We start from the raw sequence: 18,965 nt of genomic DNA on the forward strand, positions 1-18,965 counted from the left end.
GGGGGGTTCTGGTCCACCTGTCCGAGCACGGGGGCCCCTACGATGGCGAGCCACCCAGGACCCAGGAGCAAGCCGTGGCCGATGCGCAGACCCTCCCTCCGGCCACCGCGCTGGTCGTCGTCGACGTGCAGGAAGGGTTCGACGACCCGTGGTGGGGCCGCCGCGACAACCCGGCCGCCGACGCGAACATCGAGGCGCTGGTCGACGCGTTCGCCGCGTCGGGACGGCCGCTGGTCTACGTGCGGCACGAGTCGGCCAACCCCGACAGCCCGCTCCACCCCGACCAGCCGGGCAACCGGCTCAAGCCCTACCTCGCCCGCCACGCCCCGGCGCTGACCGTCACCAAGTCGGTCAACTCGTCCTTCCACGGCGAGCCGGACCTGCACGCCTGGCTGCAGGGGGCGGGGGTGACGTCGGTGGTGGTCGCCGGGATCACCACCAACCACTGCTGCGAGACCACGGCTCGCGTCGCCGGCAACCTCGGCTACGACACCTGGTTCGCGCTCGATGCCACCCACACCTTCGACCGGGCTGCGCCCGACGGCACCGTCATGACCGCCGAGGAGCTCGCGCGGGCCACCGCCACCAACCTGCACGGCGAGTTCGCGACTGTGGCGCCGACCCGTCAGCTGCTGGAGATGCTGGGCGAGCCCGGCGCGGCCGGCGCGCCCTGACCGGTCGCGCGCGGCGCGACACCGAGGGACTCCGCGACGAGGTCGGCGGCTGCCAGCACGTCGGCGGGCACGTCGACGTGCGCGATGAAGCCGTGGCCGCGCGGCCCGTAGCCCGTCGGGGTGTCGTGCAGCCGCGCCACCTCGCCGAGCAGCAGCGAGGCGTGGTGGCCGGCGGTCCAGCCGCCCCACAGGTCCGGCAGTGCCAGCCCGATGCCGCCCTCTCGCACGACGAACCGCTGCTCGTAGCCGGCGAAGCCCAGGGCCCGCGGGAGTCCGCCGTCCGGCCCGACCGGCCAGAGGTGCTCGAAGCCGGCGAGCATCCGGCGCTGCATGGTGCGGTCCTGCACGAGCACCACCGAGCGCGGCCGGAGACCCGCCCGCCGGACCACCTCGGCCGCCCGGGCGATGTTGCTGCCGCAGTCGGTGGAAAGCTCCTCGACCAGCACGTCGTACAGCCCGTGCTCGTCGGCGAGGTAGCGCGCCATCAGCGTCGCCTCGGGCAGGCCCTGCGCGTCGGGATAGCGCCCGGCCATCGCACGCCACAGCACCGGCGTGGTGTGGCCGATCCCGCCGACCAGCAGCAAGTCGCGGGCGACCCCCGACGCCACGGCCCGGGCCACGCCGTCCCAGGCGCCGGGTGGGCAGGCGCCGAAGAGGACCAGCAGGTCCGCGGACTCCTCGCCGAGCACGTCGGCGAGGTGGCGACGGGTGAGGGCGGGGACGTCCCGGACCGCGACGAAGTCGTCGATGCGCGAGAGCGCCGCGGCAACGTCCCGGAGGTCGTCGCCGCGGCGCTCTCGCCGCAGGGTGAGGAGGGTCAACCGCGACCGCTGCTGGACCGTGCCCGGCGCGAGACCGAGTCGATCGCGACGGCCAGCAGGAGCACCGCGCCGGTGACCATGAACCGCACCGAGGAGTCGACGCCGATCACGTTCAGGCCGGTCTGGATCGACTGCAGCACCGCGATGCCGAGCAGGGCCGCCCAGGCCGTGCCGCGGCCGCCGAAGAGGCTGGTGCCGCCGATGACCGCCGCCGCGATGGCGGTGAGGTTGGTGTCCGTGCCACCGGAGGCCTGCGACACCGAGGTCAGCTGGCCCGCGGCCATCAGCCCGCCGAGCGCGGCGAACATGCCGGTCAGCGCGAAGACCGAGATGTAGACCCGGTCGACCCGGATGCCGGAGCGGCGGGCTGCCTCCTCGTTGCCGCCGACCGCGTAGACGTGGCGGCCCCAGCGGGTGCGGCGCAGCACCTGGTCCATGACCACGACCAGCGCGATGAACAGCAGCGGCAGGTAGCCGATGCCGCGGTCGATGTTGAGGTAGTAGGTCAGGTAGCCCAGGCCGACCAGCATCAGGCCCGCCTTGATGCCGACCGCCACGAGCGACGGGGCCGACAGGCCCGCGGCCCGCCGCCGGCGGATCTTCCACAGCTGCGAGGCGACGTACGCCGCCACCGCGACGACGACCAGGGCGTAGGCCACGGCGTCGGACAGGAAGGACTGGCGGGTGAACTCGACGAGGCCTGAGCTGCGGGGCAGGTTGACCGTGCCCCGGTCGCCGAGGACGACGAGCTGCAGGCCGAGGAACCCGAGGAGGCCGGCGAGCGTGATGACGAAGCTCGGGACCCCGACCCGGGTGTACAGCAGTCCGTAGACGAGGCCGATGCCCAGGCCGGTCCCGAGGCCGGCGAGCATGCCGAGGACCAGGGACTGGTCGTTGTAGACGACGACCACCGCCATGACGGCGGCGGCGAGGCCGCTGACCGAGCCGACCGACAGGTCGATCTCCCCGAGGAGCAGGACCAGCACCACGCCGAGGGCGATGATGCCGATGGGGGCCGCGAACAGCGTGATGTTGACCAGGGAGCGCGACGAGAGGAACGCCGGGTCCTGGACGTAGAAGACGACCGCGATGACGACCAGGCCGACGATGACCGGGAGTGTGCCGAGCTCACCGCCGCGGATCCGGTGGCCGAACGCCTGGACGGCGCCCCAGAGGCCCTTCTGCTGCATGAGCCGCTCGTCGGCGAGGTCGGCCGGGAGCGGGGCGTCGCTCTCGACGGTGGTGGTGTCGCTCATTCGGGGGTCCCTTCCGCGGCGCGCCGGCGGGCCCGCTCGGCGACGACGTTGTCCGAGGCGCCGGTGATCGCGGCGACCAGCTGGTCGGTGGTGGCCTCCTCGACCCGGAACTCGGCGGCGTTGCGGCCGAGCCGCAGCACCACGATCCGGTCGGCGACGGCCTGCACGTCGGCCATGTTGTGGCTGATGAGGATGACGCCGAGGCCGTGGTCGCGCAGCCGCTCGATGAGGTTGAGCACCTCTGCGGTCTGGGCGACGCCGAGGGCCGCGGTCGGCTCGTCGAGCATCACGACCTTGGGGTTGCCGACGAGGCTGCGGGCGATGGCGACGGTCTGCCGCTGGCCGCCGGAGAGGCCGGCGATCGGGATCCGGACCGAGGGGATCTTGGCGGAGAGGGTGCGCAGCAGCCGCCACGCCTCCTTCTCCATCTCCACCTCGTCGAGCCAGCCGGCGGAGGTCTTCTCCTGGCCGAGGAAGAGGTTGGCAACCACGTCGAGGTTGTCGCAGAGAGCGAGGTCCTGGAACACGGTGGAGATGCCGAGGGCCTGCGCCTCGCCGGGGCCGCCCACGTGGATCTTGCGGCCCGCGAAGGTGATGGAGCCGCCGTCGGGCTGGTAGACGCCCGAGATGATCTTGACGAGCGTCGACTTGCCGGCGCCGTTGTCGCCGACCAGGGCGACGACCTCGCCGGGCGCGACGTCGAGGTGGACGTCGGTGAGCGCCTGCACGGCGCCGAACCGCTTGTTGATGCCCCGCAGGGACAGCACCGCCTCGGTGGCGGGTGCCGGTGCGCCCGGTGGCTCGGTCATGGTGGTCATGGGTCCTCCGTCGCGGCCGCTGGCCGACGGTCGTTGCCGGTGTGGTGGTGCTGCTGGTGGATCTGATGGTGGTGTGCAGCGGCCCGCCGGTCCAGGTGCCCCGGCGGGCCGCTCACAGGTGGTGCTGGTCGTGCTGGGTACCTCTGGTGGATCAGGACAGGCCGGCGTCGGCGCACGCCTTGGCGTAGTCGCCGGAGCAGATGTCCTCGATGCTGTAGAACTCGTCGGCCACGACGGTGTCGGCGATGTTGTCCACGGTCACCACGATCGGGTCGTAGATGTAGGACGCGACGCCCTCGAAGTCGGTGGTGTCGGTGACGTCCTCGCCGTTGACGAGCTTGACGGCCAGCTCCGCGGCGCCGTACGCCTCGACCTTGATCGGCTTGTAGATCGTCATCGCCTGCTCACCGGCGACGATGCGCTGGATCGCGGCGAGCTCGGCGTCCTGGCCGGTGATCGGCGGCAGCTGGTCGGCCGGCACGCCGGCACCGGTCATGGCGGCCACGACGCCGCCGGCCTGGCCGTCGTTGGCGGCGTAGATGCCGTCGAGCGACTTGGGGTCGATCTTGCCGAGCTGGTCGGTGGTCCACTGCTGGGCGTTGTCCGGGCTCCAGTCGGGGTTGTCGTACTCCGCCAGGATGTCGGCCTTGCCGTCGAGCGCGGCGTGCGCGCCCTCCTTGAACTGCGCGGCGTTCGGGTCGGTCGGCGCGCCGTTCAGCATCAGGATCTTGCCGCTGCCGCCCATGGCGTCGAGCAGCGCCTCGCCCTGCAGCTCGCCGACGGCGGCGTTGTTGAAGGACAGGTAGTAGTCGGAACCCTCGATGAAGCGGTCGTAGGCGACGACCGGGATGCCCTCGTCCTGGGCCGAGGTGACGAGGCCGGCGGCGGCCTTGCCGTCGACCGGGTCGAGCACCATGACGTCGACGTTGTCGCTGATCGCCGTCTCGACCTGCTGCTGCTGCTTCGCAGGGTCCTGGTCGGCGTTGAAGTAGGTGATCTCGCAGTCGCTGCAGAGCTCGGCGACGCGCTCCTCGAAGAGCGGCCGGTCGAACGCCTCGTAGCGGGTGGTCTTCGACTCCGGCAGGAGCAGGGCGATCTTCTTGCCCTCCTCGGCGCTCTCCTGCGCCTCGTTGGCGCCGCAGGCGCTCAGGACTCCGGCACCGAGGACGGCGACGGCCGCCAGCGAGACGGCGGTGCGGGTGAAACGGGCCACGGTTCCTCCTCGTGGGGGTCGGGGCGCTGTCGCTACCCGACGACTGGCTTCTGGGACCGAGTGTGACCACGGCCACCTCTAGCCGTCAAGACTTGAATGAAAATGTTTCAGAAGCGCGCACATTGCGTCCGTTGCATGACAACGACTTGGTGCGAAAGGGTTGACGGTGAGGCGCGTCACAGCCCTATGGTTCGGGCATGCCGCCGATGTCCGACCCGGTCGACGCCCCCGCGCCGGGGTCGACGTCTTCCCTGCGCGCCGCCAACCAGCGCCGCGTCGTGGAGGTCCTGCAGCGCAGCGAGGACCGGCGGCCGGTGAGCCAGGCGGACATCGCCCGGGCCACCCGGCTGGCGCCCGCCACGGTCTCGAACATCGTGCGCGAGCTCTCGGGCGCCGGCATGGTCGAGACCACCGTCGTCGGCGGTCGCCGCGGGACGATGGTCCGGATCGCCCGGGAGGCGGGCTACGTCGCCGGCATCGACTTCGGCCACCGGCACCTGCGGGTCGCGGTCGGCGACCTGAGTGGCGAGATCCACGCCGTGGAGCGCGAGCCGATCGCGCCCGACCACCCGCACGAGGACGGCCTCGCGCTCGCCGGCGAGATGCTCGACCGGCTTGCCGCCCAGGTCGGCACCGAGCGTTCGGCCATCGCGCACGTCGGGCTGGGCCTGCCCACGCCGCTCGACCGGGACGGCCTCGTGATGTCGGCCGCGATCCTGCCCGGGTGGGTCGGGGTCGACGCCCATCGCGAGGCGGAGCGGGTCCTCGGTCGCCCCACCACCATCGAGAACGACGCCAACCTCGGCGCGCTCGCCGAGCACCGTTGGGGTGCCGGTCGTGGCCACGCCACGATGGCCTACGTCAAGGTCTCCTCGGGTGTCGGTGCCGGCCTGGTCATCGACGGCCAGATCTTCCGCGGCGCCTTCGGCACCGCCGGCGAGCTCGGGCACCTCACCATCGACGAGCAGGGGCCGTTCTGCCGGTGTGGCAGCCGTGGCTGCCTCGAGGCCTACGCCTCCGTCGGCATGGCACAGGAGGCGCTCGCCGACCAGATGCCCGGCGCCGGCGTCGACGATCTCGTCGCGGCCGCGCGGCAGGGGGCGATGGGGCCGCTGCGGGTCTTCGAGGACGCCGGGCTGCGGCTGGGCTGGGGCCTGGCCATGCTGGCCAACCTGCTCAACCCGAGCTGCGTCGTCGTGGGCGGCGACATGTCCCGGGCCGGCGACCTGCTGCTGGACCCGGTCCGGGTGGGGCTGCGCCGCCACGCGCTGGCATCGGTCTCCGCGGCCACCGAGGTGCGGCTCGCCTCGCTGGGCGACCGCGCGTCGGTGATCGGCGCGGTGATGCTGGCCCTCGACAGCACCGAGCTCATCCCGGCCACCGGCGTCGGGTGAGCGGTCCTGCGGTCGCGGGGGAGGATGGCGGGGTGAGGATCGCCCACGACGCCGCACCGCTGGTCCTCGACGGCGGGCTCTCCAACGCCCTCGAGGAGCGCGGCCACGACCTGTCCTCGGACCTGTGGACCGCGCGGCTGCTGCTCGACGACCCGGCCGAGGTCGCCGCGGTCCACGAGGCGTACTACCGGGCCGGTGCCGACGTCGCCACCACGGCGACCTACCAGGCCAGCGTGCCCGGCCTCGTCGCCGCGGGCCTCGACGAGGAGCGGGCCCGCGCCGTCATCCGGGCCGGGGTCCGCGTCGCCCGCGAGGTGCGCGACCGGCTCTCCGGCGAGCTCGGTCGCGAGCTGCTCGTCGCGGCCTCGGTCGGGCCCTACGGCGCCTACCTGGCCGACGGCTCGGAGTACCGCGGCCGCTACGGGGTCTCCGCCGCCGCGCTGCGCGACTTCCACGGCCCCCGGCTCGAGCTGCTCGCCGCGGAGGAGCCGGACCTGCTCGCCGTGGAGACGGTCCCCGACGCCGACGAGGCGGAGGTCCTCGTCGGGCTGCTCGGCGACCTCGGCCTGCCGGCCTGGTTCTCCTACGCGGTCGCCGGCGACCGCACCCGGGCGGACCAGCCGCTGGAGGCGGCGTACGCCGTGCTGGCGGGCTGCCGTCCGGTGGTCGCCGCCGGCGTCAACTGCTCGGCGCCCCGCGACGTCGCCCCGGCACTGGCCGCGGCCACGCGCGCCACCGGGCTGCCCACCGTCGCCTACCCGAACCTCGGGGAGGGCTGGGACAGTGCGGCCCACGCCTGGGTGGGCGAGGGCGAGCTCGACCCCGCCCTCGCCGCCACGTGGGTGGCTGCGGGGGCGCGGCTGGTCGGCGGCTGCTGCCGGGTGGGCCCGGACCGGATCCGGGAGATCGCGGCAGCCGTCAGGCCGTGACGATCTTCGAGTCGACCGTCTGCTGGATGTCCGGCGTCAGGTTGGTGATGCCGTGCACCTCGGCCGCGTGCCGGGCGACCTGCTGCATCAGCTCCTCCCGCGTCTCCGTCTCGAAGTGGGCCGAGCAGCCGGGCATGATGTCACCGCACGCGACCTGGTAGCTCATGGTGTGCCTTCCGTCGGTGGTGTCCCCGGGAGTGCGCAGAAGTTGTCCGACGATCGTAACCCCGCCGCGCGGGTGTCAGGCCGGCTCGCGGGCCGCCGTCGCGGGCGACGCTGGCCGGCCGACCGGACGGTGGGCCGCGGGCAGCGTGAACCAGAACGTCGAGCCCGGCGACGGGTGGTTGGACTCGATGCCGATGCTGCCGCCGTGCCGCTCGACGATCCGGCGGCAGATCGCGAGGCCGAGGCCGGTGCCCTCGTAGTCGTCGGCGTGGGCGCGGTGGAACTCGTCGAACACCTGCTGGCGCTGCTCGTCGGGGATCCCGATCCCGTTGTCGACCACTGATACGCGCACCATGCCGCGATCCCGCCGGTCGCGGACGGCGTGCACGCTGACCCACGGCTCGGTGCCGGGCGCGACGTACTTGAGGCCGTTGCCGATGAGGTTGTCGAGGACCTGGCGCAGCAGCGACTCGTCGGCCCGCACGCCGGCGAGGTCCGGGTCCACGGTGACGTACGGCGTGTCGCGGGCCAGGGCGACGTCCTCGACGAGGGCCGCGAGGTCGAGGTCGGCCAGGTCGAGCGGGCCGTCCTTGCTGCGGGCGTGGGTGAGCAGGTCGGAGATGAGCTGCCGCATGCGCTCCACGCCCCGGCTCACCCGGCGGACCGCGTCCTGGGCCAGGTCGTCGCCGTCGCCGAGCTCGGCCTCCAGCACCTCGGCCCACCCGGCGACCGAGGTGACCGGGTTGAGCAGGTCGTGGGCGACGACGCCGGCGAACGCGGCCAGCTCGCGCTGCTGCTGCCGCTCGTCGGTGACGTCGCGGAAGACCATGACGGCACGCCGCGGCTGCCCCGGCCGGGACTGCAGCGGCTGCGCGGAGACCGCCAACGTCCGCGAGCCGCCGCTCCCCGGGGCGGTCACGTCCATGCCACTCGTCGTCTCACCGGCGAGTGCCCGCACGTGGGGATGCTCGGTTTCGGAGAGCGCCGACCCGTCAGCGCGTTCCCAACCGAGGTCGCCCACTCTCGTGACCGGCGCGCCGGTGAGCGTGGCCGCGGCGGGATTCTGCAGCAGGATGGCGCCGTCGCCATCGACGACGAGAAGGCCCTGATCGATCGACCCGATGATCGTGCGCAGAAGCTCGGCACGGTCGCGGGCATCGCGCTCGGTGGCGGCGAGCGTGCGCGTGAGCGCCGCCTGCTCCTCGCGACCCACGGCGAGGAGCAACCCCATCATCAGCATCAGGACGACGAACAGCTGGGCCAGCAGGGCCTGCATCTGCAGTGCCTGCACCTCGGCGAACGGACCGTGGCCCTGCAGCGTGAGGACGACCGCGAGCACCCCGACCGTCCACGAGTGCGTGATGCTCAGGGCAGGCGAGAAGCGCAGCCCTACCCACACCGTGCTGACGAGCAGCGGGAACTCCAGGGGGAGGCCGTCCACGGCGAACACGCCGACGCAGGTGACCACTGTCGTCACCAGGGCTGCCAGGAACTCCCCTCGGCGCTTGTCGCCGACGGAGAGCACGCGTCGCCAGGACCGTGTGGCGGAGTACTGCTGGCCCAGGACGACTCCCAGCCCGCTGACCGCCAAGATGCCGCACAGGTTGCGGCCGAACCAGACGACGGAGGACGCCGGGTCGACCGAGCCGGTCGCCGCCAGCAGACCCAAGGTTCCCAGACCGACACCTGCGAGCGCGCCTGCTGCGGCAGCGGCGGCGAACCGGGCGACGTCGCGGGTCGAGGCCAGCGCATGGCCGCCGCCCGTTCCCCAGACCCGCGGCAGCCAGCGGTGAAGCAGGCTCGCGACCAGGAGTGCCATGACCGTGTTGGTGGCGGTGAAGACGAGCGCCACGTCGGTCTCGGCGCCGGTGAGCCGGTTCACCAGGAATGCGATCAGAGCCAGGAGCGGCACGTCAGGGTCCCGGAGGCGGACCTCGCCGGCGAGGAACCACAGGACAGCGACACCTGCTGCGGGCCAGACGAGGCTGAGTGACTGCCCGTCGACGACTGTCATACGTCCGATGTGTCCTGCTACCGCGAACGCCAGGGCGAAGCCGAGCCGCTGCGGCCACCACCGGGTCCACGGGGACCGACGCAGACCGGTGGGGTTGCTCACGGGACGCACGATACTGATGTGTCGGCCCCTCGGCGGCTACTTCGTCCGGTCCGGTGTCAGCCCGTGACCGTGACGACCACCTTGCCGCACGGGCCGCCGTCGAGGTCGTCGAGGGCGTCGTGGACCCGCTCGAGCGGGTGGGTCGCGTCGACCGCGGGTCGCAGCAGGCCCTTCGTGGCGAGGTCCCCCAGCTCTGCCAGGTCCCGCCCGTCCTCGCGGGAGACGAAGAACGGGATGCGCTGGCGCACGAACGGCGACAGCGCGGCGCCGAGGAGCTGGCGACGGACGCCCAGCCACCTGCCGCTGAGCCCGCCGACGAGGACGAGCGAGCCGCCCGGGGCCAGCAGCGCGCGCAGCTCGCGCAGGCGACGGCAGCCGGCGATGTCGAGGACCAGGTCGTACGCCGTGCCGCGGGCGTCGACGGCCTCCGTGCGGTGGTCGATGGTGGCGGCCGCGCCGAGGGACCGCACGAACCCGGCCTTCGCCGCGCTGCACACGCCGACCACCTCGGTCGCCCCGAGCGCCTGCGCGAGCTGGACGGCGTACGAGCCGACGCCGCCGGAGGCGCCGATCACCAGCACCCGCTGGCCCTCGCGGAGCCGGCCGGCCCGCAGCGCCTGCAGGGCGGTGAGCGCCGAGACCGGCACCGCCGCGGCCTCGGCGAAGGAGAGCGCGGCCGGCTTCGGCGCCAGGCGGCGGACCTTGGCCGCCGTCCGCTCGGCCAGCGACCCGTCGGCGGTCCCGAACACCTCGTCCCCGACCGCGAACCCGTGGACGTCCGGGCCGACCTCGACGACCACACCGGCGAGGTCGCGGCCGACCACGGGCTGGCGCGGCCGGCGCGGGCCGAGGGCCAGCCGGACGGCGAGCGGGGTGCCGGTCATGAGGTGCCACGTGCCCCGGTCGACGGCCGCCGCCCGGATCTCGACGACCACCTCGTCGTGCCCGGCCCGGGGCTCGGGGGCGTCGTCGACGACCTCGACCACCTCGGGTCCGCCGTACCCCCGCTGCAGCACCGCCCGCATCGTCACTCCCTTACGATGTAAGTCTGTCGTCCCGACGCTAGCCTTACGGTGTAAGTCCGTCAAGGGAGGGAGTGGCCGTGGCGCGTAGCCGGACCCGGGGCACCCGGGGGACCCTGTCGCGGGACGAGGTGGTGCGGGCCGGGGTGGCGATCGCCGACGGGTCGGGCATCGGCGCGCTGTCGATGCGGGCCGTCGCCCGCGAGCTCGGCGTCGAGGCGATGTCGCTCTACCACCACGTCGCCGGCAAGGAGGACCTCCTCGACGGGATGGTCGACGCGGTCTTCGGGGAGCTGCACCTGCCACGCACCGACGGCGACTGGCGCGCGGAGCTGCGGCGCCGCTCGGTGTCCGGCCGCGAGGCGCTGCTGCGCCACCGCTGGGCCGTGGGACTGATGGACTCCCGCACCTCGCCGGGGCTCGCCACCCTGCGCCACCACGACGCCGTGCTCGGCTGCCTGCGCGCGGCCGGCTTCTCGGTCACCATGGCGGCGCACGCGTTCGCGCTGCTCGACGCCCACCTCTACGGGTTCCTCGTCCAGGAGATCGCGCTGCCCTTCGACGAGGGCGACGACCTCACCCCGCTCGCGGACGCGATGCTCGGCGAGAACGCCGAGGCGCTGCCCCACCTCGCCGAGGTCGCGCGCGAGGTGACGACCCGGCCCGGCTACCGCTTCGGCGACGAGTTCCACTACGGCCTCGACCTCGTCCTCGACGCGCTGGAGGCCCGGCGGGACGGGTAGCCGGGCGGGTTCGGCAGGATGGCCGACCAGGGCCGGCGCACCCGCCGGGACGGACCCAGGGGAGGAAATCGCCATGCCGCTGCTCGAGGACCGCGTCGCCGTCGTCACCGGAGGGGCCCAGGGCCTCGGGCTGGCCATCGCCGAGCGGTTCGTGGCGGAAGGCGCCCGGGTCGTCCTCGGCGACGTCGACCGCGACGCCGCCCGCGAGGCGGCCGCCGGGCTGGGCGAGGGCCGCGCGCTCGCGGTGGCCTGCGACGTCACCTCCGAGGTGCAGGTGGCCGCGCTCGTCGGCGCCGCGACCGAGCACTTCGGCGGCCTCCACGTCATGGTCAACAACGCCGGTGTCCTGCGCGACGCCACCATGCGGAAGATGTCGCTGGACGACTTCCGGCTGGTGCTCGACACCCACGTCCAGGGCACCTGGCTCGGCACCCGCGCCGCCGCCGCGGTGATGCGCGAGGCGGGCACCGGGTCGATCGTCAACATGTCCTCGATCTCCGGCAAGGTCGGCAACCTCGGCCAGACCAACTACAGCGCCGCCAAGGCCGGCATCGTCGGGCTCACCAAGGCCGCGGCCAAGGAGGTCGCCCATGCGGGAGTCCGGGTCAACGCGATCCAGCCCGGCCTGATCCGGACCCCGATGATCGAGGGGATGCGCGAGGAGATCCTCGAGCAGCGGCTCCGTGACATACCGATGGGCCGGTTCGGGGAGCCCGCCGAGGTGGCGGCGGTGGCGCTCTTCCTCGCGAGCGACCTGTCGTCGTACATGACCGGGACCGTCCTCGAGGTCACCGGCGGCCGCCACATGTGACAGTCGGCGATCGGCGGTACCGTGCTCCCATCGACGCACGGGGGCTGTCGACCTGTCGCGTCCTGCGCACGTTCTCCAGCGAGACCGCCGACCAGACAGGAAGACCGATGAGCGACCAGCAGCCCGGCCAGCCCCAGCACGACCCCTACGCCGCCCAGTCGGCGCCCTACGGCCAGCCGGGCTACCCGTACCCGCCGGCTGGGCCCGCCTACGGCCACCCCGGCGTCCAGACCGGCGTCCAGGGCGGCGCCCAGGTCGGGCACAGCCACGGCCTCCCCCTCGCCCACTGGGGCAAGCGGGTCGCCGGCGCCCTCCTCGACGGGCTGGTGTTCCTCCCGCTCTACATCGTGGGGCTGGTCCTGGTCTTCGCCGCGCTCGGGGAGCCGACCACCGTGTCGGGCACCGACCCGTTCACGGGTGCCGCGACCACCACCACGTCGTACGACGACGTCAACGCCGGCCTGATCCTCGCCGCCGTCGGCTTCTTCCTCGGCGCGATCGCGTTCGCGATCTGGAACCAGTGGATCCGCCAGGGCCGCACCGGCCGCTCCCTCGGCAAGCAGTGGGTCGGGATCCGGCTCGTGCGGGAGGCCACCGGCCAGGCGCCCGGGATCGGCCTCAACATCGGCCGCTCGTTCGCCCACTTCCTCGACTCGGCGGCCTTCTACCTCGGCTGGCTGTGGCCGCTGTGGGACGCGAAGCGCCAGACGTTCGCCGACAAGATCTGCAGCACCGTCGTGGTCGACGAGCCCAAGGCCTGACGAGCTGCCACCAGTTGCCGCGAAGCCAGGGCAACTGGTGGCAGCTCGGCCCCGTGCCCGGGTGAACTGCTGGCAGGTCGCGGTCAGGTGCGGAGCGAGGCGTCGACCGCGACCGGGCTGAGCACGTGGTCGAGGGCGAGGGCGCCGCAGCCGACGACGCCGGCGCGGTCGGCGTACGCCGCGGGCTGGATCCGCAGGTCGCGGGTGGCCAGCGGGCCGGAGCGGGCGTAGAGGGTCTCGCGGACGCCGGAGGCGTAGGTGTCGAACGCCGCGGCCATGTCGCCGCCGATGACGATCGCCTGCGGGTTCAGCAGGTTGACCGCGACCGCGAGCAGCTCGCCGACGTGGCGGCCGCTCTCGCGGAGCAGGCCGCGCGCCTCGGGGTCGCCCTCGAGCGCCAGTCGGACCAGGTCGCGCACGTGCGGCAGCTCGCGGCCGCCCTCGGCCAGCCGGGCGACCAGCGCCCAGCCGCCGGCCACCGTCTCCAGGCAGCCGGTCGCACCGCAGCGGCAGCGCAGGCCCTCGCCGGCGGGCACGGAGGTGTGGCCGATCTCGCCGGCGGCGCCGCGGTGGCCGCTGACGACCTGGCCGCCGGCGATCACGCCGAGGCCCAGGCCGGTCGACGCCTTCACGACGAGCGCGTCGCGCAGTGACGGGTCGGCCAGCAGCTCGGAGCGGGCGAGCACGTCCGCGTCGTTGCCCACGAAGAGCGGGGCGTCGGTGACCGCCTCGAGGTAGGGCGCGAGCTCGACGCCACCCCAGTGACCGATGACGGGGGAGTCGACGCTGAGCCCGCGCTCGGGGTCGACGGTGCCCGGCAGGCTGAGGCCCACGCCCTTGACGGGTGCCTCGATGGCGTCGAGCAGGTCGCGGAGCCGTTCGGCGATCCGCGGCATCACCGCGTCCGGCCCGGTGCCGACCTCGTGGTCCTCGGAGTCGGCGGCGAGCTCCGCGCCGTCGAGGTCGAGGACTGCGAGCTGGCTGCGGGACCGCCCGATCGCGACCGCGAGCACGACGCCCGCGGAGCGGTCGAAGACGAGGGCCCCCGGCGGCCGGCCGCCGGTGGACGCGAGCTCCTGGCCGACGTGCAGCAGGCCGGCGTCGATCAGCGCGTCGACGCGGGCCACGACCGCGGTGCGGGAGAGGCCGGTGAGCCGGCGCAGGTCGGAGCGGGTGCTGGCGCGCCCGGTGCGGATGAGGCGGAGCAGCTCGCCGGCGGTCGCCGGCGCGCCGGTCTCGCGGACGGTGCGGTCCACGGCTGCCTCCTCCTCTGCTGGGCCGGGTCTCGGAGCGGTTCGGCCCGTGCGGGGCCGTGCCCTGCATTGGACCACACCCTACTTAGATCCCAGAAATACCTAAGTCATGCTTGTATCGATCTAAAAAGAGCCTTAGCGTGCTCCTATGTCCCAGACCGCGACGGCGCCGTACGTCGTCCCCGAGCACTGCGACTTCGTCGTCTTCGGGGGCACCGGGGACCTGGCGCTCCGCAAGCTCCTCCCCGCCCTGTACCTCCGCGATCGCGAGGGCCAGCTCCCCGCCGACACCCGCATCGTCGGTGTCTCGCGTGCGGAGCTGGACCACGACGGCTACCGCGACCTCGTCCGCGAGTCGCTCGCCGCCCACGTCGCCACCGCCGACCTCGACGCCACCACCGTCGAGCGGCTGCTGGCGCGACTGCGCCACGTCCCCCTCGACGCCCACCACCCCGAGGACTGGCACCTGCTGCACGGCCTTCTCAAGGACCGGCCGCAGCCCGACGAGACCGTCCGGGTCTTCTACCTCGCCGTGGCGCCGAGCCTCTTCGGCTCCATCTGCGACCGGCTCGACGAGCTCGGCCTCGTCGACGACCTCGCCCGGGTCGTGCTCGAGAAGCCCGTCGGCCACGACCTCGAGTCCGCCCGGGCGATCAACGACGCGGTGGGCCGGGTCTTCGCCGAGGAGCAGATCTTCCGCATCGACCACTACCTCGGCAAGGAGGGCGTGCAGAACCTCCTCGTCACCCGGTTCGCCAACACGTTCCTCGAGCCGCTGTGGAACTCCCGCTGGGTCGACCACGTGCAGATCACGGTCTCCGAGCAGCTCGGCGTCGGCGACCGCGGCGGCTACTACGACCAGTCCGGTGCGCTGCGTGACATGGTGCAGAACCACCTGCTGCAGCTGCTCTGCCTCGTGGCGATGGAGCCCCCGACGTACGTCGGCCGGGAGACCGTGCGCGACGAGAAGCTCAAGGTGCTGCAGGCCCTGAAGCCGATGACGCCCGAGGACGTCGAGCGCGACACCGTGCGTGGCGTCTACACGGCCGGGCTCGTCGACGGCCAGCCGGTCCCGTCGTACGCCGACGACCTGGAGCGTTCCGGCAGTCACGCGACCGGCCGCACCGAGACCTACGTCGCCATGCGCACCGAGGTGCAGAACTGGCGCTGGGCCGGGGTGCCGTTCTACCTGCGCACCGGCAAGCGGCTCGAACGCCGCGTCTCGGAGATCGTCGTGGTCTTCAAGGACACCCCGCACCCGATGTTCCCGCACGCCGAGGGCGTCAGCGAGCCCAACCGGCTCCACATCCGGGTGCAGCCCGACGAGGGGATGCAGCTCCACCTCACCGCGAAGGAGCCCGGCCCGGGCGGCATCCGACTGCGGCCGGTCTCGCTGGACCTCTCCTACGCCACCGCCTTCGACGAGCGCTGCCCCGACGCCTACGAGCGGCTGCTCATGGACGTCGTCAAGGGCAACGCGACCCTCTTCATGCGCCGCGACGAGGTCGAGGCCGCGTGGACCTGGGTCGAGCCGATCCTCCGCCACTGGCAGCAGTCGGGCACCCGCCCGCGGCGCTACCCCGCCGGCACCAGTGGCCCCACCGCCGCCGCCACGCTCCTCGAGCGCGACGGCCGACACTGGCAGGAGCACGATCGATGAGCAGCAACCGACAGGGCCCCCGTCCGGCCGTCCACCCCGTCGTCGCCGAGGTCACCGCCCGCCTCGTCGAGCGCAGCCGGCCCGGCCGCGAGGCCTACCTCGAGAAGATCCGGGCCGCCTCCGGCCGCGGCCCCGCCCGCAAGGGCCTCGGCTGCGCCAACCTCGCCCACGGCTTCGCGGCCGAGGACGAGACCGGCAAGAGCGCGCTGCGCGGCAACATCAAGCCCAACGTGGCGATCGTGTCCGCCTACAACGACCTGCTCTCCGCGCACCAGCCCTACCGCGACGTGCCGGAGAAGCTGAAGAAGTCGGTGATCCGGGCGGGCGGCATCGCCCAGTTCGCCGGTGGCGTGCCCGCCATGTGCGACGGCATCACCCAGGGCCGCGACGGCATGGAGCTCTCGCTCTACAGCCGCGACGTGATCGCCATGTCGGCCGCGATCGCGCTCTCGCACGACATGTTCGACGGCGTGATGATGCTCGGCGTCTGCGACAAGATCGTGCCCGGGCTGCTGATCGGCGCGCTCTCCTTCGGCCACCTGCCGACCGTGTTCGTGCCCGCCGGGCCGATGCCGTCGGGCCTGCCGAACGCCGAGAAGGCCAAGGTCCGCCAGCTCCACGCCGAGGGCAAGGTCGGCCGCGAGGAGCTGCTGGCGGCCGAGTCCGCGTCGTACCACTCCGCCGGCACGTGCACCTTCTACGGCACCGCCAACTCCAACCAGCTGCTGATGGAGGTCATGGGCCTGCACCTGCCGGGCTCGTCCTTCGTCAACCCCGGTACGCCGCTGCGCGCGGCGCTCGACAGGGCAGCCGCGACCCGGGTCACCGAGATCACCCGCCAGGGCGGCGAGCCCACCCCGGTCGGCGAGCTCGTCGACGAGAAGGTGATCGTCAACGCGTGCGTCGCGCTGCTCGCCTCCGGCGGCTCGACCAACCACACGATGCACCTCGTCGCGATGGCCCGCGCCGCCGGCATCGCGCTCACCTGGGACGACTTCTCCGACCTCTCCGCGGTGGTGCCGCTGCTGGCGCGCATCTACCCCAACGGCGAGGCCGACGTGAACCACTTCCACGCCGCGGGCGGCATCGGCTTCCTCGTCCACACGCTGCTCTCCGCGGGGCTGCTCCACGAGGACGTGCAGACCATCGCCGGCCGCGGCCTGTGGCGCTACACCACCGAGCCCAAGCTCGTCGGCTCCGGCGACGAGTCCACGCTGGTGTGGGAGGAGGGCCCCAAGGCCTCCCTCGACCACGACGTGCTGCGCCCGGTGTCCGACCCGTTCGCCCCCGACGGCGGGCTGCGGATGCTCACCGGCCAGCTCGGCCGCGCCGTCATCAAGACCTCGGCAGTCAAGCCGGAGCACCGTGTCGTCAGCGCGCCGGCCATGGTCTTCGAGCACCAGGACGACTTCCTCGTCGCGTTCCGCGAGGGCCGGCTGGACGGTCGCGACCTCGTGGCCGTGGTGCGCTACCAGGGCCCGGCCGCCAACGGAATGCCCGAGCTCCACAAGCTCACCCCCGCGCTGGCGGTGCTCCAGGACCGCGGCCAGAAGGTCGCCCTCGTCACCGACGGCCGGATGTCCGGTGCCTCCGGGAAGGTGCCGGCGGCCATCCACGTGACGCCCGAGGCCGCCGTGGGAGGCCCGCTGTCGCGGATCCAGGACGGCGACCTGGTCACCGTCGACGCCGACCGCGGCGTCCTCGAGGTCGGGGTCGACCGCGAGGAGCTGTCGCGGCGCACCCCGACGGGCGGCGCCCCCGAGGGTGCCGCGTGGACCGGCACCGGACGCGAGCTGTTCGCCGCATTCCGGGCGACCGTGGGCCCGGCCGACGCCGGCGCCAGCATCTTCCCCGACCTGCACGCCCCGGCCCAGGAGGTCCGTGTTGCCCAGCCCGTCTGAGTCCCTGACCACCCCCGACGCCGGCTCCGTCCCGGGCTCCGCGCTCGACTCCGTGCTCGACCTGGCGCCGGTCGTCCCGGTCGTCGTGCTCGAGTCGGTCGACCACGCCGTGCCGGTCGCGCGGGCGCTCGTCGACGGCGGCCTGCCGGTCATCGAGCTGACTCTGCGCACCGCTGCGGCGCTCGACGCGATCCGCGCGATCGCCGACGAGGTGCCGGAGATCCTCGTCGGTGCCGGCACCGTCGTCACGCCCGGCCAGGTCTCCGCGGCGGTCGACGCGGGCGCCCAGTTCCTCGTCTCGCCGGGCACGACCCCCGGCCTGCTCGCCGAGCTCGGCGGCAGCGGCGTGCCGTTCCTGCCCGGGACCGCCACGGTCTCGGAGGTGATGCGGGTGCTGGAGGCCGGCTTCACCGAGATGAAGCTGTTCCCGGCGGTCGCGTCGGGCGGCACGGACTTCCTGAAGTCGGTGGGCGGGCCCGTGCCCGCAGCCCGGTTCTGCCCGACCGGCGGCATCACCCCCGCGACCGCGGCGTCGTACCTCGCGCTGCCCAACGTCGGCTGCGTCGGCGGCTCCTGGCTCACCCCCAGGGACGTGCTCGCGGCCGAGGACTGGGACGCCGTACGCCGACTGGCGGCCGAGGCTGCCGCCCTGCGCTGAGTCCCTGCTCCCGGGGGATGGCCCCGGACGCACCCGAATTCACCCGTTCGGGTGGCGCATGAGTCAGCGGGGTCCGGGATACGGGATGGCCGTCCCAACCACGTAGGAGGAATCTGACATGGGTATCCAGGACAAGGCCGAGAACACCGCCGAGAAGCTCAAGGGCCAGGCCAAGGAGCACGGCGGCCGAGCCACCGGCGACCGCGACCTCGAGGCCGAGGGCAAGGTCGACCAGGGCAAGTCCGACCTGAAGCAGGCGGGCGAGAAGGTCAAGGACGCGTTCAAGGGCTGATCCAGCCCGGCGAACCTTCCGGGGGACCACCGGGCCGCCGGCCGTCGTCCGTCTTCGGGGGCCGAGGCGACCTCACGCAGCGCGTCGGGGCCGCCGAGACGGACGTACGACGACCGGCGGTCCGGTGCCCGTCCGGTGATCAGGCCTGGGGCGCCGAGTGCCCGGCGTCGCGCAGCGCGTCCCGGCGCCGTTCGAGGGTGGCGACCACGGACTGCCGCTCCTCGACCTGCTCGAGGATCGAGGTCCGGTCGACCGAGTCCATCGGACCGGCGTCGACGAGCTCCGCGCGCAGGGAGTCGATCTCGCCCCGCAGCACGGTCAGCTCGGCGTCCAGCCGCTCGAGCTCGGTGGCGGGGTCTCGCTGATGCTCGCTGGTGGGCACGGCGTACCACCTCCGATTTCCGGTGTCCCGCCATGCTGGCACCGCTGGCGGCCGTGGCACCGGGCCAAGAGTCCCTCGTGCGGGGGTCGACCGTCG

The 18,965-nt window shown here is 73.4% G+C and carries 19 protein-coding genes; 10 read left to right on the forward strand and 9 right to left on the reverse strand.

The genetic code is table 11. The annotated features are described in order from the left end of the window. The first annotated feature begins 74 nt into the window (after window positions 1-74). Window positions 75-674, forward strand: a complete 600-nt coding sequence (locus tag ACFP2E_RS02715) for a cysteine hydrolase family protein (protein WP_378522326.1) — start codon at window positions 75-77, stop codon at window positions 672-674. Here the strand turns inward: ACFP2E_RS02715 and ACFP2E_RS02720 are convergent. The 4 genes from ACFP2E_RS02720 to ACFP2E_RS02735 all read right to left on the reverse strand — a co-directional run bounded on the left by ACFP2E_RS02720 (window position 626) and on the right by ACFP2E_RS02735 (window position 4,782). Next, window positions 626-1,495 (reverse strand): ElyC/SanA/YdcF family protein, encoded by an 870-nt coding sequence (locus ACFP2E_RS02720; RefSeq protein WP_378522327.1) that lies wholly within the window; start codon window positions 1,493-1,495, stop codon window positions 626-628. The genes ACFP2E_RS02715 and ACFP2E_RS02720 overlap by 49 nt on opposite strands. Further along, the gene (locus ACFP2E_RS02725) at window positions 1,492-2,751 is read right to left on the reverse strand and encodes a sugar ABC transporter permease (RefSeq protein ID WP_378522328.1); all 1,260 of its coding nucleotides are present in this window, start codon (window positions 2,749-2,751) and stop codon (window positions 1,492-1,494) included. The genes ACFP2E_RS02720 and ACFP2E_RS02725 overlap by 4 nt, the downstream gene beginning before the upstream one ends. Then, window positions 2,748-3,569: an ATP-binding cassette domain-containing protein gene (locus tag ACFP2E_RS02730; RefSeq protein ID WP_378522329.1), complete on the reverse strand. Its 822-nt coding sequence runs from the start codon at window positions 3,567-3,569 to the stop codon at window positions 2,748-2,750. Before ACFP2E_RS02730 ends, ACFP2E_RS02725 begins: the two co-directional genes overlap by 4 nt. 151 nt (window positions 3,570-3,720) lie before the next feature. Then, entirely contained in the window at window positions 3,721-4,782 is a 1,062-nt protein-coding gene (locus ACFP2E_RS02735; protein WP_378522330.1) for a substrate-binding domain-containing protein, read from the reverse strand. Window positions 4,783-4,979: 197 nt separating this feature from the next. Between ACFP2E_RS02735 and ACFP2E_RS02740 the strand changes: the two genes are divergently transcribed. Both ACFP2E_RS02740 and mmuM read left to right on the forward strand, forming a co-directional pair. Continuing rightward, window positions 4,980-6,176: an ROK family protein gene (locus ACFP2E_RS02740; RefSeq protein WP_378522331.1), complete on the forward strand. Its 1,197-nt coding sequence runs from the start codon at window positions 4,980-4,982 to the stop codon at window positions 6,174-6,176. A gap of 32 nt (window positions 6,177-6,208) precedes the next feature. Then, entirely contained in the window at window positions 6,209-7,105 is an 897-nt protein-coding gene (mmuM, locus tag ACFP2E_RS02745) for a homocysteine S-methyltransferase (protein WP_378522332.1), read from the forward strand. Here mmuM and ACFP2E_RS02750 read toward each other — a convergent pair. From ACFP2E_RS02750 to ACFP2E_RS02760, 3 genes are all read right to left on the reverse strand, one after another. Then, window positions 7,095-7,271, reverse strand: coding sequence for a DUF1059 domain-containing protein (locus ACFP2E_RS02750; RefSeq protein ID WP_378522333.1), 177 nt, complete (start codon window positions 7,269-7,271; stop codon window positions 7,095-7,097). The two genes, mmuM and ACFP2E_RS02750, sit on opposite strands and share 11 nt — an antisense overlap. A 75-nt stretch (window positions 7,272-7,346) precedes the next feature. Then, window positions 7,347-9,386 (reverse strand): ATP-binding protein, encoded by a 2,040-nt coding sequence (locus tag ACFP2E_RS02755; RefSeq protein ID WP_378522334.1) that lies wholly within the window; start codon window positions 9,384-9,386, stop codon window positions 7,347-7,349. Window positions 9,387-9,442: 56 nt separating this feature from the next. Beyond that, complete coding sequence (locus tag ACFP2E_RS02760; protein WP_378522508.1) at window positions 9,443-10,411, reverse strand: NAD(P)-dependent alcohol dehydrogenase; 969 nt, start codon at window positions 10,409-10,411, stop codon at window positions 9,443-9,445. A gap of 77 nt (window positions 10,412-10,488) precedes the next feature. Here ACFP2E_RS02760 and ACFP2E_RS02765 point away from each other — a divergent pair, with 77 nt between their 5' ends. From ACFP2E_RS02765 to ACFP2E_RS02775, 3 genes are all read left to right on the forward strand, one after another. Then, complete coding sequence (locus ACFP2E_RS02765; RefSeq protein ID WP_378522335.1) at window positions 10,489-11,151, forward strand: TetR/AcrR family transcriptional regulator; 663 nt, start codon at window positions 10,489-10,491, stop codon at window positions 11,149-11,151. 73 nt (window positions 11,152-11,224) lie between these two features. Then, the gene (gene fabG, locus ACFP2E_RS02770) at window positions 11,225-11,962 is read left to right on the forward strand and encodes a 3-oxoacyl-ACP reductase FabG (protein WP_378522336.1); all 738 of its coding nucleotides are present in this window, start codon (window positions 11,225-11,227) and stop codon (window positions 11,960-11,962) included. Between the two features lie 107 nt (window positions 11,963-12,069). Further along, on the forward strand, window positions 12,070-12,723 hold the full coding sequence (locus tag ACFP2E_RS02775; RefSeq protein ID WP_378522337.1) for an RDD family protein: 654 nt from the start codon (window positions 12,070-12,072) through the stop codon (window positions 12,721-12,723). 83 nt (window positions 12,724-12,806) lie between these two features. Here ACFP2E_RS02775 and ACFP2E_RS02780 read toward each other — a convergent pair whose 3' ends face one another. Beyond that, window positions 12,807-13,979 (reverse strand): ROK family protein, encoded by a 1,173-nt coding sequence (locus ACFP2E_RS02780; protein WP_378522338.1) that lies wholly within the window; start codon window positions 13,977-13,979, stop codon window positions 12,807-12,809. Between the two features lie 145 nt (window positions 13,980-14,124). Between ACFP2E_RS02780 and zwf the strand changes: the two genes are divergently transcribed. The 4 genes from zwf (at window position 14,125) to ACFP2E_RS02800 (ending at window position 18,487) form a co-directional block, all read left to right on the forward strand. Further along, the gene (gene zwf / locus ACFP2E_RS02785; protein ID WP_378522339.1) at window positions 14,125-15,636 is read left to right on the forward strand and encodes a glucose-6-phosphate dehydrogenase; all 1,512 of its coding nucleotides are present in this window, start codon (window positions 14,125-14,127) and stop codon (window positions 15,634-15,636) included. Continuing rightward, the gene (gene edd / locus ACFP2E_RS02790; protein ID WP_378522340.1) at window positions 15,633-17,537 is read left to right on the forward strand and encodes a phosphogluconate dehydratase; all 1,905 of its coding nucleotides are present in this window, start codon (window positions 15,633-15,635) and stop codon (window positions 17,535-17,537) included. Before zwf ends, edd begins: the two co-directional genes overlap by 4 nt. Continuing rightward, the gene (gene eda, locus ACFP2E_RS02795; protein WP_378522341.1) at window positions 17,521-18,195 is read left to right on the forward strand and encodes a bifunctional 4-hydroxy-2-oxoglutarate aldolase/2-dehydro-3-deoxy-phosphogluconate aldolase; all 675 of its coding nucleotides are present in this window, start codon (window positions 17,521-17,523) and stop codon (window positions 18,193-18,195) included. Before edd ends, eda begins: the two co-directional genes overlap by 17 nt. A 118-nt stretch (window positions 18,196-18,313) precedes the next feature. Further along, window positions 18,314-18,487: a CsbD family protein gene (locus ACFP2E_RS02800; RefSeq protein WP_378522342.1), complete on the forward strand. Its 174-nt coding sequence runs from the start codon at window positions 18,314-18,316 to the stop codon at window positions 18,485-18,487. A gap of 139 nt (window positions 18,488-18,626) precedes the next feature. On the opposite strand, the gene ACFP2E_RS02805 is transcribed toward ACFP2E_RS02800, so the two are convergent. Continuing rightward, a complete protein-coding gene (locus tag ACFP2E_RS02805; protein WP_378522343.1) occupies window positions 18,627-18,869 on the reverse strand; it encodes a hypothetical protein in 243 nt (80 codons plus the stop codon). Window positions 18,870-18,965: the final 96 nt, after the last annotated feature.

Source organism: Nocardioides sp. GCM10027114 (genome assembly GCF_042659625.1).
Lineage (GTDB): Bacteria > Actinomycetota > Actinomycetes > Propionibacteriales > Nocardioidaceae > Nocardioides.